Origin of the sequence: Aliivibrio sifiae (assembly GCF_002954715.1) — a bacterium.
GTDB classification, from domain to species: domain Bacteria; phylum Pseudomonadota; class Gammaproteobacteria; order Enterobacterales; family Vibrionaceae; genus Aliivibrio; species Aliivibrio sifiae.
In genome coordinates this window covers 51,283-67,020 of record NZ_MSCP01000001.1, presented here as the reverse complement: position 1 = coordinate 67,020, position 15,738 = coordinate 51,283, and the positions used below count along the sequence as shown (strand labels likewise).

At 39.5% G+C, this 15,738-nt stretch carries 13 protein-coding genes; 4 read left to right on the top strand and 9 right to left on the bottom strand.

What is annotated here, in order from left to right; translation table 11 throughout:
- Nucleotides 1-795, top strand: coding sequence for a 3-methyl-2-oxobutanoate hydroxymethyltransferase (panB, locus tag BTO23_RS00310; RefSeq protein ID WP_105062777.1), 795 nt, complete (start codon nt 1-3; stop codon nt 793-795).
- An 8-nt stretch (nt 796-803) separates the two neighbouring features.
- Nucleotides 804-1,685 (top strand): pantoate--beta-alanine ligase, encoded by an 882-nt coding sequence (panC, locus tag BTO23_RS00305; protein ID WP_105062776.1) that lies wholly within the window; start codon nt 804-806, stop codon nt 1,683-1,685.
- Nucleotides 1,686-1,754: 69 nt separating this feature from the next.
- Here panC and BTO23_RS00300 read toward each other — a convergent pair whose 3' ends face one another.
- The 3 genes from BTO23_RS00300 to BTO23_RS00290 all read right to left on the bottom strand — a co-directional run bounded on the left by BTO23_RS00300 (nt 1,755) and on the right by BTO23_RS00290 (nt 5,290).
- Entirely contained in the window at nt 1,755-2,525 is a 771-nt protein-coding gene (locus BTO23_RS00300) for an ABC transporter permease (RefSeq protein WP_061005759.1), read from the bottom strand.
- Nucleotides 2,525-3,442, bottom strand: a complete 918-nt coding sequence (locus BTO23_RS00295; RefSeq protein WP_105062775.1) for an ABC transporter ATP-binding protein — start codon at nt 3,440-3,442, stop codon at nt 2,525-2,527. Before BTO23_RS00295 ends, BTO23_RS00300 begins: the two co-directional genes overlap by 1 nt.
- A 192-nt stretch (nt 3,443-3,634) precedes the next feature.
- Entirely contained in the window at nt 3,635-5,290 is a 1,656-nt protein-coding gene (locus BTO23_RS00290) for a SulP family inorganic anion transporter (protein WP_105062774.1), read from the bottom strand.
- A 303-nt stretch (nt 5,291-5,593) separates the two neighbouring features.
- Between BTO23_RS00290 and can the strand changes: the two genes are divergently transcribed.
- Entirely contained in the window at nt 5,594-6,250 is a 657-nt protein-coding gene (gene can, locus BTO23_RS00285) for a carbonate dehydratase (RefSeq protein WP_060994118.1), read from the top strand.
- 81 nt (nt 6,251-6,331) lie between these two features.
- Here the strand turns inward: can and BTO23_RS00280 are convergent, their stop codons facing one another.
- Together BTO23_RS00280 and hpt are read right to left on the bottom strand one after the other, a co-directional pair.
- Nucleotides 6,332-6,583 carry a hypothetical protein gene (locus BTO23_RS00280; protein ID WP_060994117.1) on the bottom strand — a complete coding sequence of 84 codons (252 nt, stop codon included), beginning with the start codon at nt 6,581-6,583 and terminating at the stop codon, nt 6,332-6,334.
- A 489-nt stretch (nt 6,584-7,072) separates the two neighbouring features.
- On the bottom strand, nt 7,073-7,600 hold the full coding sequence (hpt, locus tag BTO23_RS00275; protein WP_060994116.1) for a hypoxanthine phosphoribosyltransferase: 528 nt from the start codon (nt 7,598-7,600) through the stop codon (nt 7,073-7,075).
- 328 nt (nt 7,601-7,928) lie between these two features.
- Here hpt and BTO23_RS00270 point away from each other — a divergent pair, with 328 nt between their 5' ends.
- Entirely contained in the window at nt 7,929-8,534 is a 606-nt protein-coding gene (locus BTO23_RS00270) for a TetR/AcrR family transcriptional regulator (RefSeq protein ID WP_061037450.1), read from the top strand.
- A gap of 87 nt (nt 8,535-8,621) precedes the next feature.
- Here the strand turns inward: BTO23_RS00270 and lpdA are convergent, their stop codons facing one another.
- The 4 genes from lpdA to pdhR all read right to left on the bottom strand — a co-directional run bounded on the left by lpdA (nt 8,622) and on the right by pdhR (nt 15,704).
- Entirely contained in the window at nt 8,622-10,052 is a 1,431-nt protein-coding gene (gene lpdA / locus BTO23_RS00265) for a dihydrolipoyl dehydrogenase (RefSeq protein WP_060994114.1), read from the bottom strand.
- A 270-nt stretch (nt 10,053-10,322) separates the two neighbouring features.
- A complete protein-coding gene (gene aceF / locus BTO23_RS00260; RefSeq protein WP_105062772.1) occupies nt 10,323-12,203 on the bottom strand; it encodes a pyruvate dehydrogenase complex dihydrolipoyllysine-residue acetyltransferase in 1,881 nt (626 codons plus the stop codon).
- Nucleotides 12,204-12,214: 11 nt separating this feature from the next.
- On the bottom strand, nt 12,215-14,878 hold the full coding sequence (aceE, locus tag BTO23_RS00255) for a pyruvate dehydrogenase (acetyl-transferring), homodimeric type (RefSeq protein WP_061030632.1): 2,664 nt from the start codon (nt 14,876-14,878) through the stop codon (nt 12,215-12,217).
- A 55-nt stretch (nt 14,879-14,933) separates the two neighbouring features.
- Nucleotides 14,934-15,704 (bottom strand): pyruvate dehydrogenase complex transcriptional repressor PdhR, encoded by a 771-nt coding sequence (pdhR, locus tag BTO23_RS00250; RefSeq protein ID WP_061005749.1) that lies wholly within the window; start codon nt 15,702-15,704, stop codon nt 14,934-14,936.
- Nucleotides 15,705-15,738: the final 34 nt, after the last annotated feature.

Below are 15,738 nucleotides of genomic sequence, written 5' to 3'. Positions count from 1 at the left end.
ATGAAAAAAATCTCTATTAATGACTTAATGAAATGGAAGCAAGAAGGTCGTAAGTTTGCAACAGTAACCGCTTACGATGCTAGCTTCTCTCAATTATTTGAACAGCAAGAAATGCCTGTTTTATTAGTTGGAGATTCATTAGGAATGGTATTACAAGGTAAAAGTGACACATTGCCAGTAACAACCGAAGAGATCGCTTACCATACTCGCTGTGTCCGCGCAGGGAGCCCAAATAGCTTAGTTATGGCTGATATGCCATTCATGAGCTACGCAACCCCTCAACAAGCCTGTAAGAATGCTGCTAAATTAATGCAAGCCGGCGCTAACATGGTAAAAATTGAAGGTGGTGAATGGATAGCGGAAACAATAAGTATCCTTGCTGAACGCGCAGTACCTGTTTGTGCACATCTTGGTTTAACACCTCAATCAGTGAACATTTTTGGTGGTTTTAAAATCCAAGGTCGTGATCAAGAAAAAGCAGATCAAATGGTAAAAGATGCATTAACGCTTGAAAAAGCAGGGGCTCAAATTATTTTACTTGAGTGTGTTCCAGCTTCGCTTGCTGAGCGCATCACAAAAGCATGTAGAGTGCCAGTAATTGGGATTGGTGCAGGAAATAGCACCGATGGTCAAATCTTAGTTATGCACGATATGTTTGGTATCTCTGCGAACTACATGCCTAAATTCTCTAAGAACTTCTTAGCTGAAACGGGTGATATGTGCACTGCGGTAACTAAATACATTCAAGATGTTGAGCAAGGTTTATTCCCTGCTGCTGAACATACATTTAATTAAGGAACGTAATGGACATTTTTTCTGAAATTCTGCCATTACGTGAGCAGATTAAAGCGTGGAAACGCGAAGGCAAGCGTATTGCTTTTGTTCCTACCATGGGCAATCTGCATGAAGGTCATCTTACGCTAGTTCGCACAGCACGCGAACACGCAGATATTGTTGTTACAAGTATTTTTGTTAACCCAATGCAATTTAACAATGTTGATGATTTAACTAACTATCCTCGCACTCTGGATGACGACGTAGAAAAACTAACGGCTGAAAAAGTAGATTTAGTTTTTACTCCTACACCTGAAATCATGTATCCAGAAGGGTTAGATAAGCAAACAACGGTTGATGTTCCTTTTATCTCAACGATCTTGGAGGGAGCTTCGCGTCCTGGGCACTTTAAAGGCGTTTCTACCGTTGTAAATAAGTTGTTTAATATCGTTCAACCTGACGTTGCTTGCTTTGGTGAAAAAGACTTTCAACAATTAGCGCTTATACGTCAAATGGTTATTGATATGGCTTTAGATATAGATATCGTTGGAGTCGCGACTGTTCGTGAAATGGATAGCTTAGCCATGAGCTCTCGCAATAATCTTCTGACATTAAATGAACGTCAACGAGCACCTGTTTTAGCTCGTACTATGCGTTGGATCAGCAGTCAAATGCGCGGTGGTCGTAATGATTACGCTTCACTAATTGAAGATGCAAATGATCAATTGCGAGCAGCAGATCTACTGCCAGACGAAATATTTATTCGTGATGCAAGAACACTGCAAGAACCAACAGAAGAAACGACTCAAGCTGTCATCTTAATGGCGGCATTTCTTGGTCAAGTTCGATTAATAGATAACTTAGTTGTTGAACTGTATATTGCACCAAGTGAAGAAGAAACAGAAGAATAACTCTGATTCTACTACCATATTAAAAGGGCTGATGATTATGAATCATCAGCCCTTTTTTAAAACATATCCCTAGCTTCTTAAACCGGTTCCCTTTGATATTAAACGCAAAGCAATGGCGTACAAAGCAAGAATAAAAATCGATAACACAGCAAAAGCAGTTCCGATACCCACATCCGATACACCTAAAAATCCATAACGGAAAGCGTTCACCATATAAACAATTGGGTTTAACTTTGATACTCCTTGCCAAAACTCAGGCAATAAATTGATTGAGTAAAATACACCACCCAAATATGTTAATGGCGTTAGAATAAAGGTAGGGATAATACTAATATCATCAAATGTTCTCGCAAAAACAGCATTAATTAATCCACCTAAAGAGAACACAATTGATGTCATTAATACCGTTAGCATTATCACACCAAGATGAGCAATTTGAATATCAACAAAAAACAAGGATACACAAGTCACTAAGGCACCAACCAATAGCCCACGCACAACACCACCGCCAACAAATCCTGCAATAATGATGTAATTAGGCACAGGAGCAACAAGTAACTCCTCTATGTTTTTTTGGAACTTAGCACTAAAGAAAGAAGAAGCAACATTCGAGTAAGAGTTAGTGATAACTGACATCATGATCAAACCTGGAACAATATATTCCATATAACTAAAGCCACTCATTTCACCAATACGCGAGCCAATCAAATTACCAAAAATGATAAAATATAACGTCATGGTAATTGCTGGTGGTACTAGTGTTTGGACCCAAATTCGAGTGAATCGATTTATCTCTTTAGATATAAGGCTTTTGAATGCCGTCCAATATAGATTCATCATTATTTAGCTTCTCCATTACGAACAATGCTTACGAACAATTCTTCTAATCGATTCGCTTTATTTCTCATAGAAAGTACATTGACACCTTGATGATTCAATTGCTCAAAAAGGTAATTCAATCCTTGAGATTTATCGATTTCTACCTCTATCGAGCCTTCTTTACTGCTTGATACTTTAGCCCCCTCCAGTTGAGGGATAGGGCTACCTTCTGCCAAATCTAAAATAAAGGTTTCCACTTGAAGTTTATTAAGTAGCGATTTCATCGAGGTATTTTCAATCACCTCCCCCTTATTAATAATACCGATATTACGACACAGCATTTCAGCTTCTTCAAGGTAATGCGTTGTCAGGATAATCGTAACGCCTTGTTCATTAATTTGCTTTAAAAACTCCCACATAGAACGACGCAGTTCAATATCAACACCAGCGGTTGGTTCATCAAGAATAAGTAATTTAGGCTCATGCATTAATGCACGAGCAATCATTAATCGACGTTTCATACCACCAGATAAATTACGCGCACGATCATCTTTTTTATCCCAAAGATCAAGCTGAGATAAGTATTTTTTTGCTCTTTCTTTAGCAAGAGAGCGAGACACACCGTAATAACCAGCTTGTTGTATAACTATCTGTTGTACTGTTTCAAATGGATTAAAATTAAATTCTTGAGGCACTAATCCAATCTGTTGTTTTGCTTGAACCAAATGAGTATCAATGTCATAACCAAACACCTTAACTCGGCCAGAGGTTTTATTCACAAGTGAACTAATAACCCCAATAGTCGTTGACTTACCCGCTCCATTTGGGCCTAGCAATGCATAGAAGTCACCGTTCTTAACTGTTAGATCTATGCCTTTTAACGCTTCAAAACCATCGGCGTAGGTTTTACGTAATTGTTCTATTTCTAATGCGTACATATTTTACCCATCACTTAGATTAGCATCTATTAATATACCTAGCTTATCGTTGAATTACGATGAATGCAATTGCATGCTTACGATTAATCAAAGCAATCTAATGTTAAACACACCCAAGCATCAAAAATAAATCGTATAAATAAAAATGGCTGAATATAATATTCAGCCATTTTTAAGATTTAATATACAAGCTTAGTTCATAATGGGTGAGACTTGCTTTACCGCAGACTTGAGAGCTTCATAACGGAAAGAATAGGTTTTTTGCTCCGGAATTAAATCTAATATATGGAATTTTTCTAACTGCATTCTCGTATTCTCATTAGGACATAGTAAGTACACTTGGCAATCTGTATCCAACGCATCTTTAATTGCATTCTCTAAGGCTAAACCAACAGTAACATCAATCATCGGCACATCAGTTAAATCTAAGATCATCACCTCATAGTCAGAAATACTACTATGTTGACGTGAAATCGCCTTTGATACACTAAAGATCATTGGACCTGATAGATAAAAGAACAATACTTTTCCGTTTGCCTTATCAAGCAGCGCTCTTTCACTATCTGTTAGAGGCACATCGTCTTCATCGGCATCACTAATCGCTTTAACTTGTCTTGCTTGTTCACGACTCAACCTTTCGATAATGATGATGTTTGAAATAAAAACACCAAGACCAACAGCCACAATCAAATCAACAAATACAGTCAATAGCATTACGCCATACATGATCGCCATGCCCGCAAAACTGACTTTATGAGCTCGTTGAATAAAACTCCAATCAAGAATATTAAAACCAACATAAACAGCAATACCTGCCAATACCGTCATTGGAATCGGTTCTGTTAACCCACCAGCGACTAATACGACTAAAGCCAGTACTGCAGCTCTAAATACGCCAGATAATGGAGAGCGAGCGCCAACTTGAATATTCGTTACCGTTCCCATTGTTGCACCAGCCCCCGGTAAAGCCCCAAATAGCCCAGAGATCATATTAGCTAAACCTTGGCCTCGTAATTCTTTATCAGAATCATGCTCTTTACGAGTTAAAGAATCTCCTATAACTGCGGTTAGCAATGTATCAATACACCCTAATGTTCCCAAAACAAGTGCATCAATCACCATGGTCATAAACATATCACTATTAATTGTGGGAATAACAATAGAAGGCAAACCGGCAGGTATTTCACCAATACGGCGAATAGAATCCATATCAAAAATAATGATTGAGATAAGAGTCACAGCAACTAAAGCAACTAGCTGTGCAGGAACAAACTTCCTATACTTTTCTGGGAAAAGAAATAAAACCACAAGCGTTAATAAGCCAAGAAACAGCTCTTTTATATCTAAATGACTTAATGTTTCAGGTAAGGCACCAAGAGTGCCAAGAACACCACCAGCCGGAGCTGCATGACCTAATAACGGAGAGAGCTGCAAGATAATTAAAATAATACCAATGCCAGACATAAACCCAGAGATAACGCTATAGGGCATTAATGTAATGTACTTACCTAGTTTTAATGTCCCCAATAATATTTGAAAAGCACCTGCCATCATTACTACAGTAAAAGTCATTGCAATGCCTGACTCTGGATACTTTGCAACCATACTGGTTAATACAGCAGTCATAATAACGGTCATTGGCCCGGTAGGTTCAGAGATCAATGTTGAAGACCCACCGAATAAGGACGCAAAAAAACCGACCATTATTGCGCCCCAGAGACCCGCCTCAGCTCCTGCTCCTGAAGCAACACCAAATGCCAGCGCTAATGGTAATGAAATGATAGCCGTTGTAACACCACCAAACAGATCACCTTTTAGATTTATATTTTCAAATCGTTGCCCAAACACAAATCACTCCCTGCAATAAATAATGAACTCAAAGATAAGATGCTTAATTTAACAAATGTAACTTACCTCTCATAATAGTTAATTAGAACCATTCACGTTTCCTTATGTCCTATTTATCTAATACTCACCATAAAGCGCCTTATTTCAAGCTTCTACTCCTCAGATGAGTGCTTTTAGAGTAACTTTTTAGCAGATTGAAATTGTAACATTGTGTATAGTAAATAAACCTGTTGACGTTTTTAACAGAAAGAAGTTTAGGTAAAACCCCTTCTTCTTATGTATTTAAGGGATGAAAAATTTAAAATGCCAGAGATCAAAGAGCTTTTTGAAAACAATTCTAAATGGGCGAAATCAATTAAAGCTGGGCGTCCAGAATATTTTGCCCAACTTGAGGAAGGACAAAATCCAGGGTTCCTATGGATTGGTTGCTCAGATAGTAGAGTTCCTGCAGAGCGTTTAACAGGACTTCACTCAGGAGAGTTATTTGTCCACCGTAATGTAGCGAACCAAGTAATTCATACCGATCTAAACTGCTTATCCGTATTGCAATATGCTGTCGATGTATTAAAAATAAAACACATCATTGTTTGTGGTCATTATGGATGTGGCGGTGTTAATGCTGCTATCGAAAATCCACCGTTAGGATTAATCAATAACTGGTTACTTCACATTAGAGATTTATATCTAAAACATCGAACCGTATTTGGTCAAATCCCTCGAGAAAAATGGGGTGATAAATTGTGCGAAATAAATGTTGCAGAGCAAGTTTATAACGTAGGTAATTCAACCGTCATGCAAACTGCCTGGGAACGAGGTCAAGACGTTCAGGTGCACGGAGTTGTATATGGTATGGGTGATGGTGTCCTAAATGACCTTGGAGTTAAAGGCCATAGTCGTGAGTCATTAGAGATATCCTACCAAGCAGCAATGTCTGTAATCACTCATGTGAATAATGGGTGATAAAAAACGAATCAACTCGTCCTTTATCACCAAGAAATTTAGCCAGAGAAAGTATTCACATCTTCTTTCTCTGGCTTTTTATTACGTTGTTATTCGCAAACGTATGAGTCGACGAAGATGACGAACTTGACGTTCAGCTTTAATTTCAGGAACTTCAAGATCACTAATTGTTCGGCCATCAACATGTAAACCTATGTCTTTTAAAAGGTATTCATTTCCCCATGGGATTTCATATTGAACCTTACGAATTCTTCGCTTCCATTCGCGCTCTTCTCGTGCAAAATCGGCTTTAATTAATAAAGTAGCTAAATGTAGATATAATGAATGACGCATAATATTTCTCCAAAATATAGCTAGAAATAACGCGACTAAAATAAACAAGATAGGAATATACCTTCTTAGATAGCCGCAATATTCGCAGCCAAGAAGGTTACGAATTAATTATAAAGTTAGATCGTTAACAGGCGTAAACGATGTAATGGTGGCGCAACACATTTTGTATGAATGAATAACTGTCATGTTGACCTCCTAAAACTTAAAATTAATTCTATAAATAGGTAAGTTGTAAATTTGATTTACGGTTAAATTGTAACCGCTAGCGATTAATAATCAAGCACAAATCATCAACAAAAATAAAACAAAATAAACACACTGATATATTGAATTGACTTGGTTATTTACTTAGTAAATATTTTGTATATATCCAAACCGCCCTATTTTTAGCTATATATTATAATCAGCAGTTCTATAGATAATAAAAAAACGGAAAATACTGATGTATCCCCCGCCTTTAATAATTTGTTTAATTATATCCAATATTTATTATTGAGGTACTACTTTACCAATATAAGGTAAATTACGGTATTTCTGTGCATAGTCGATACCGACACCAACAACAAATTCATCCGGAATAGAAAAGCCAATCCAATCAACTTTAACATCAACTTCACGACGAGAAGGTTTATCAAGTAAAGTACAAATAGCAATCGAGTTTGGCTCACGAATAGATAAGATCTCGCATACTTTACTCAAGGTATTACCTGTATCAATAATATCCTCAACTAATAAAACATCTTTACCTTTAATGTCATCATCAAGATCTTTTAAGATTCGAACATCACGAGTGCTTTCCATACTATTGCCATAGCTTGATGCAGTCATGAAATCAACCGTCATCGGCGCTTCAATAGCACGAGCTAAGTCGGCCATAAATACAAATGAACCACGTAATAAACCAACCATTACTAGGCCTTCTGATTCTTTATAATGCTCAGATATTTGTTGGCCTAATTCTTTAACTCGCTGACTTACCTCTTGTTCAGAGATCATCACTTCTACTGTATGTTTCATACCATCTCACTTATTCGTTGAACCTACCCTCGGTAGGATTTAGACCTATATAGTTTACAACAAAACCACGAATGACATGTGTCGAATTACAAAAGTTTTTCATACCACTTTGTGATTAATCGGCTCATTTTATAAAATCAATTAAAATCCAAACGATTAATACGGTAAACCATTGCAATTTTTTATAAATAACCTTTAAGTTCGTCATATTTTTAATTGATAAGGTGAATATTTGTTGAATATATAAGCAGCCTTATGTAAAGTTATTGAGCATAATAATAATAAAACCCTATATAAAATAATAATTTGTTGGCAAGGATATAATAAAATGGATACGATCCAAAAAAGGCCTAGAACAAGGCTGTCTCCAGAAAAGCGTAAAGAACAACTACTTGATATTGCAATTGAAGTATTTTCACAACGTGGTATTGGTCGTGGCGGCCATGCTGATGTTGCTGAAATAGCGCAAGTATCAGTAGCAACGGTATTTAATTATTTCCCGACAAGAGAAGATCTTGTTGATGATGTATTAAATAAAGTAGAAGAACAATTCCATCAATTCGTTAAAGACTCAATTTCTCTTGATGTTGATGTTCGTTCAAACCTTAGCACATTATTAATGAACATTATTGATACTGTTCAATCTGATAATAAGTGGATTAAAGTTTGGTTTGAATGGAGCACTTCCACTCGCGAAGAAGTATGGCCTCTTTTCTTGAGCACGCAGGTGAATAATCAAAAGATCATTCGTACTATGTTTGCTGAAGGCATTGAACGCAATGAAGTATGTAATGATCATACGCCTGAGAATTTAACAAAAATGCTTCACGGCATCTGTTATACCGTATTTATTCAAGCAAACCGTAAGCACACCGCTGAAGAGCTTGAAGATACGGCTAACTGCTTCTTAAATATGCTGTGTATTTATAAATAATATTCAGAACTCAGAAAGTAGATAATAAAAAACCGCTGATTAATCAGCGGTTTTTTTATATTTAAACTCTAATGGTTTGAGAGAAAATTATTTTTTTCTCTTCACTGCTTTTGCATTTGGAAGGTCAGTAATAGAACCTTCATAAATTTCAGCAGCCATACCAATTGATTCATGCAATGTTGGGTGAGCGTGGATAGTTAATGCGATATCTTCAGCGTCACAACCCATCTCAATTGCAAGGCCGATTTCGCCAAGAAGTTCACCAGCATTAGTACCAACTATTGCACCACCGATAACACGGTTAGTGTCTTTATCAAAAAGAAGCTTAGTTAGACCATCAGCACAATCTGAAGCGATTGCACGACCTGATGCAGCCCAAGGGAAGCTTGCAGCTTCGTAATTAATACCTTCAGCTTTTGCTTCTTTCTCTGTTTTACCAACCCAAGCGACTTCTGGCTCAGTATAAGCAATTGAAGGAATTACTTTAGGGTCGAAGTAGTGCTTCTTACCAGAAATAACTTCAGCAGCTACATGACCTTCATGCACACCTTTGTGAGCAAGCATAGGTTGACCTACGATATCACCAATAGCGTGAATATGAGGTACGTTAGTACGCATTTGCTTATCAACATTAATGAAACCACGTTCATCAACAGCAACACCCGCTTTCTCAGCGTCTAGTAAACTACCGTTTGGAACACGACCGATTGCAACAAGAACAGCATCATAGCGCTCAGCTTCTGCTGGTGCTTTTTTGCCTTCCATTGAAACGTAGATACCATCTTCTTTCGCTTCAACTGCTGTCACTTTCGTTTCAAGCATTAGGTTAAACTTGTTTTTAATACGCTTAGTATAAACTTTAACGATATCTTTATCTGCAGCAGGGATTACTTGGTCAAACATCTCAACAACGTCAACTTGAGAACCCAGCGCGTGATAAACCGTACCCATTTCTAGGCCGATGATACCACCACCCATGATAAGCAGTTTCTTAGGAACTTCTTTAAGCTCAAGTGCATCCGTTGAATCCCAAATACGTGGGTCTTCATGAGGAATGAACGGCAGTTTAATTGGACGAGAACCCGCAGCAACAATCGCATTATCAAAATTGATTGTTGTATTGCCATCTTCACCAGTTACTTCAATAGTGTTAGCGCCAGTAAATTTACCAAGACCATTAACTACTGTTACTTTACGCATCTTAGCCATACCGCCAAGACCGCCAGTCAGTTGAGTAACTACTTTTTCTTTCCATAAACGGATCTTATCGATGTCCGTTTGAGGCTCACCAAATACGATGCCGTGATCTGCCATCGCTTTTGCTTCTTCAATAACTTTAGCTACGTGAAGTAATGCTTTTGATGGGATACAACCAACGTTTAAACATACACCACCAAGTGTGTTGTAACGTTCAACGATAACTGTTTCTAAACCTAAATCTGCACAACGGAATGCTGCAGAGTAACCAGCAGGACCGGCACCAAGTACCACAACTTGGGCTTTAATTTCTTTGCTCATTTTGACCTCGTTATAGTCATTTCCCTAACAGGCTGACCGATGTTCTAGTATTGTTTTCAGACTGACTTTATTTTACATATATGTTAACAGTGTGAAAGCAAGATGGGGTTAGCCTGTGAGCTAGACAACAATTCAGGTTAATACACTTCCTATAGAAAGTATTAAGATCCGTAAATTGTATTTAATTCTAAAAACTGAAGTTAACCTTCAATTTATGAAGCAATAAGGCGGCTTATTTGCCACCTTATTGTTTATTTCAATTACCGCTAATTACAGTACTAAGCGACGAATGTCTGATAATGCACTGTTTAAGAAAGTAATGAAACGAGCACCTTCTGCACCATCAATCACACGGTGATCGTAAGATAGAGACAGAGGAAGCTGTAGGCGTGGAGCGAACTCTTTGCCATTCCAAACTGGTTTAATTTCAGATTTAGATACCCCTAGGATACCTACTTCTGGTGCATTTACGATTGGTGTAAATGCTGTACCACCGATACCGCCAAGGCTTGAGATTGTGAAACAACCACCTTGCATATCAGAAGCCATTAATTTACCAGCACGTGCTTTCTTAGAAATAGCCATTAGCTCTTCAGATAGCTCGTAAATGCCTTTTTTGTTCACGTCTTTAAATACAGGAACAACAAGACCGTTTGGCGTATCAACAGCGATACCTACGTTTACGTACTTCTTAAGGATAATGCTTTCGCCATCATCAGATAAAGAAGAGTTAAACGATGGGAATGCTTCAAGTGCTTTCGCTACTGCTTTCATGATGAACACAAGTGGCGTGATCTTCATACCAGTATCATTTTTCGCTTCGATTGCATTCTGCTCTTTACGGAATGCTTCAAGCTCTGTGATATCAGCATTATCCCACTGTGTAACGTGCGGGATCATTACCCAGTTACGATGTAGGTTAGCACCAGAAATTTTCTTAATCTTAGAAAGTTTCTTAACTTCTGTTTCACCAAACTTGCTGAAGTCAATTTTTGGCCATGGAAGTAGACCAAGAGCTGAACCGTCACCGCCTTTAGCTGATGCAGTAGCACCAGATTCAAGACGCTTAAGTGCATCTTTAACAAAGCTTTGAACATCTTCTTTTAGGATACGGTCTTTACGGCCAGTACCTTTAACTTTAGCAAGGTTTACACCAAACTCACGAGCAAGACGACGAACAACTGGAGATGCATGTGCATATTCGTTGTTTGCTTCAAATTCACCTGTAGCTGCTGGAGCAGAAGCCGCTGCAACTGGTGCTGGAGCTGCTTGTGCAACTGGTGCTGCTGTCGTTTGTGCTGCAACTGGTGCTGCGCCTTCAACAACAAATGTCATGATTAGAGATCCAGTTGATACTGTATCGCCAGCTGCAATCTTAATCTCTTTGATAGTACCAGCAAAAGGAGCAGGAACTTCCATCGATGCTTTGTCGCCTTCAACAGTAATTAAAGATTGCTCTTCTTCTACTGTATCGCCAACCGCTACCATGATTTCAGTTACTTCAACTTCATCACCGCCGATATCTGGAACATGAACTTCTTTCTCAGCAGAGACTGCTGGAGCCGCTGCAACTGGTGCTGCTGCTGCCGCTTGAGGAGCAGCTGCTGGAGCAGAACCTGCAACTTCAAAGATCATAACTAGAGAGCCAGTTGACACTGAATCACCAGCAGCGATTTTGATTTCTTTAACTGTACCAGCGAATGGTGCAGGAACTTCCATCGATGCTTTGTCGCCTTCAACAGTTAAAAGAGATTGCTCTTCTTCTACTGTGTCGCCAATAGCAACCATGATTTCAGTTACTTCAACTTCATCACCACCAATATCTGGAACATGAACTTCTTTAAGCTCAGCAACAGATGCCGCAGCAGGAGCAGCTACTGGAGCTGCAGGTGCAGCAGGTGCAGCAGGTGCAGCAGCACCCTCAGCTTCAAAGATCATAATTAGAGAACCAGTTGTTACTGAATCGCCTTCAGAAATTTTAATTTCTTTAACGATACCCGCTTGAGACGCAGGAACTTCCATTGAAGCTTTATCGCCTTCAACAGTGATCAGTGACTGCTCTTCTTCAACTCGGTCACCGACCTTAACTAGAATCTCAGTTACTTCAACCTCATCTGCACCGATATCAGGTACATTAATTTCGATTGTCATTGTTTTCTACCTTATGCGTATTGCGGGTTAGTTTTTTCAGTATCGATATTGAATTTAGCAATTGCTTCTGCAACAACAGATTTCTCAATATCACCACGTTTCACAAGTTCAGTTAGAGCAGCAACAACTACGTAGCCTGCGTTAACTTCGAAGTGACGACGTAGGTTCTCACGGCTGTCTGAACGACCAAAGCCATCAGTACCAAGTACTTTGTATGATTCAGTTGGCATAAATGCACGTACTTGCTCAGCATAGTTCTTCATGTAATCTGTCGCAGCGATTGCTGGTTCGTTACCAAGAACAGTTGTGATGTACGGTACTTTCGCTTCTGCTTCTGGGTGTAGCATGTTGTAGCGCTCTGCATCTTGACCATCACGAGTTAGCTCGTTGAACGATGTTACAGAGAAGATATCAGACGCTACGCCATAGTCTTCACTTAGGATCTGTGCAGCTTTGCGTACTTCGTTCATGATCGTACCAGAGCTCATTAACTGAACTTTAGCTTTAGAACCAGCATGAGACTCAAGCTTGTAGATACCTTTACGGATGCCTTCTTCAGCGCCTTCTGGCATCGCTGGCATTGCGTAGTTTTCGTTCATTACTGTTAGGTAGTAGTAAACGTTTTCTTGGTTCTCACCGTACATGCGACGAATACCGTCTTGCATGATTACCGCTAGCTCGTAAGCAAACGTTGGGTCATAAGAAATACAGTTAGGAACTGTGTTTGCCATGATGTGTGAGTGACCATCTTCGTGTTGTAGACCTTCACCGTTTAGCGTTGTACGACCTGCAGTAGCACCTAATAGGAAACCACGTGCTTGTTGGTCACCCGCTAACCATGCCATGTCACCAATACGTTGGAAACCAAACATTGAGTAGTAGATGTAGAATGGGATCATTGGAAGATCGTTGGTGCTGTATGATGTTGCAGCAGCAACCCAAGATGCCATTGAACCTAGCTCATTAATACCTTCTTGAAGAACTTGACCAGAAGTTGCTTCTTTGTAGTAAGAAACAATGCCTTTATCTTCAGGAGTGTAATCTTGACCGTGTGGGTTGTAGATACCAACCTGACGGAATAGACCTTCCATACCGAATGTACGTGCTTCATCACAAATGATAGGAACGATATTCTTACCAATGTTCTTATCTTTAAGTAAGATATTTAGTGTACGTACGTAAGCCATCGTTGTTGAGATATCACGCTTCTGCTCACCTAATAGAGGAGCAAATGCATCAAGCTCTGGCACTTTGAATTCTTGAGTAAACTTAGGCAGACGCTTAGGTGTGTAACCGTGTAGCGCATCACGACGTGCGTGTAAATAATTGTACTCAGCAGAACCTTCTTCCAATTTAAGGTAAGGAAGCTCTTTAATTTTCTCATCAGAAAGGATGTCTTCTAGACCTAAACGATCACGTAGGTGTTGAACATGAGTCATGTCCATTTTCTTAACACCGTGTGCAATGTTCTTGCCTTCAGCTGCATCACCCATGCCGTAACCTTTAACAGTTTTAGCTAGGATCACTGTTGGCTTACCGCCTGTTTCTTTTGCATTGTTAAATGCTGCGAACAGTTTAGATGAATCATGACCACCACGCTTAAGAGCGAAGATTTCGTCATCAGTCATATCAGCAACAAGCGCTGCAGTCTCAGGGTATTTACCAAAGAAGTTCTCACGAACGTAAGCGCCATCTTTAGATTTGAATGTTTGGTAGTCACCGTCGATAGTTTCGTTCATTAACTGAAGAAGTTTACCAGTCGTGTCTTTAGCAAGTAGTGAATCCCAGTTGCTACCCCAAATAACTTTAACAACGTTCCAGCCAGCACCTTTAAATAGGCCTTCTAGTTCTTGAATGATGCTACCGTTACCCATAACAGGGCCATCTAGACGCTGTAGGTTACAGTTAATTAGGAAACATAGGTTATCCAGTTTTTCACGAGCAGCGAAAGAGATCGCACCGCGTGATTCTGGCTCATCCATCTCACCATCACCTAGGAAAGCATATACACGCTGAGCGCCAGTCTCTTTCATGCCACGGCCTTCAAGGTACTTAAGGAAGCGCGCTTGATAGATAGCAGAAATAGGACCAAGACCCATAGATACTGTAGGGAACTGCCAGAATTCAGGCATCAGTTTAGGGTGTGGGTAAGAAGGAATACCTTTACCATCAACTTCTTGACGGAAGTTATCTAGTTGCTCTTCAGTTAAACGACCTTCAACGAAAGCACGAGAGTAGATACCAGGAGAGATATGACCTTGGTAATAAACTAAATCACCACCGTCCGTCTCATTTGGAGCACGGAAGAAATGGTTGAAACATACTTCGTAAAATGCAGCTGCAGATTGGTAAGACGCCATGTGGCCACCTAGATCCAAATCTTTCTTCGAAGCACGTAGAACGATCATGATTGCGTTCCAACGAATAATTGAACGGATACGACGCTCAAGAGTAACATCACCAGGGTACGCAGGTTCTTGCGTTACAGGGATGGTATTGATGTAGTTAGTATTGATGCCAGTTGGCATATCAACACCATCTAAACGAGCTTTATCAAGAACTTGCTCTAATAGATACTGGGCGCGTTCAACACCCTCTTCACGTACAACTGACTCAAGAGCTTCTAACCAATCTTGAGTTTCTAGTGCATCAACGTCATGCTTCATGTCAGACATGCGAGCTATCCTTTTATTTGTTGGTTCAAATAGGGTGACAATGATATGAATCGAATTAATTCATATCATTACTTTGTTGAATTCGACGAAGCGAGCACTCTCGGCGGCTCTCTTCTTTTGTCAATTCCAACAATGTTTCTTCAATATAAGCAAGATGTGAGTGTGATGCCAAACGCGCCTCTTCAGGCCTTCCTGACACTATCGCCTCTACAATCTCAGCTCTATGCTCTCTTACTTTTTTCACCACCGCTTCGCGACGATTTAATAAAGTAAAATTTTGTAATACGTTTTGTTCAAGCAAAGGTTCTAAACTACGAACCATGTGAAGTAATACCACATTGTGCGCCGATTCAGTGACCGTAATAAGACAATGCATAACCGCAGACGCTTCTGCTTTTAAATCACCATCTTGTTGTGCTTGTTGGATTAACTTATGTGACTCTTTAATCCGTTTAAAATCTTCTTCATTACCACGTAAAGCGGCGTAATAGGCAGAGATACCTTCTAACGCATGGCGTGATTCAAGTAAATCAAACTGTGTTTCAGGGTGAGTTGCTAGTAAATCTAACAACGGCTCTGAGAAACTTTGCCACAGTCCCTTATTAACAAATGTTCCACCACCTTGGCGGCGAGTTAATAAATGCTTCGCCTCTAAACGTTGTATTGCTTCTCGTACCGAAGGACGAGAAACATCAAACTGTTTTGCTAACTCTCTTTCTGCTGGCAACTTTTGCCCTGGAGAAAGGGTTCCTTCTAAAATCAGCCGTTCAAGCTCTTGCTCGATTACATCGGACAACTTTGGCTGACGTATCCTTTGATATGTCATCGTAGCTCAACCTAATTTAAGTTGATTACTTCCC

Coding starts and splice junctions, on each gene's coding strand:
- hpt (WP_060994116.1), bottom strand. CDS start 7,600: ATGAAACATACAGTAGAAGTGATGATCTCTGAACAAGAGGTAAGTCAG.
- BTO23_RS00295 (WP_105062775.1), bottom strand. CDS start 3,442: ATGTACGCATTAGAAATAGAACAATTACGTAAAACCTACGCCGATGGT.
- aceE (WP_061030632.1), bottom strand. CDS start 14,878: ATGTCTGACATGAAGCATGACGTTGATGCACTAGAAACTCAAGATTGG.
- aceF (WP_105062772.1), bottom strand. CDS start 12,203: ATGACAATCGAAATTAATGTACCTGATATCGGTGCAGATGAGGTTGAA.
- lpdA (WP_060994114.1), bottom strand. CDS start 10,052: ATGAGCAAAGAAATTAAAGCCCAAGTTGTGGTACTTGGTGCCGGTCCT.
- pdhR (WP_061005749.1), bottom strand. CDS start 15,704: ATGACATATCAAAGGATACGTCAGCCAAAGTTGTCCGATGTAATCGAG.
- BTO23_RS00300 (WP_061005759.1), bottom strand. CDS start 2,525: ATGATGAATCTATATTGGACGGCATTCAAAAGCCTTATATCTAAAGAG.
- panB (WP_105062777.1), top strand. CDS start 1: ATGAAAAAAATCTCTATTAATGACTTAATGAAATGGAAGCAAGAAGGT.
- panC (WP_105062776.1), top strand. CDS start 804: ATGGACATTTTTTCTGAAATTCTGCCATTACGTGAGCAGATTAAAGCG.
- BTO23_RS00280 (WP_060994117.1), bottom strand. CDS start 6,583: ATGCGTCATTCATTATATCTACATTTAGCTACTTTATTAATTAAAGCC.
- can (WP_060994118.1), top strand. CDS start 5,594: ATGCCAGAGATCAAAGAGCTTTTTGAAAACAATTCTAAATGGGCGAAA.
- BTO23_RS00270 (WP_061037450.1), top strand. CDS start 7,929: ATGGATACGATCCAAAAAAGGCCTAGAACAAGGCTGTCTCCAGAAAAG.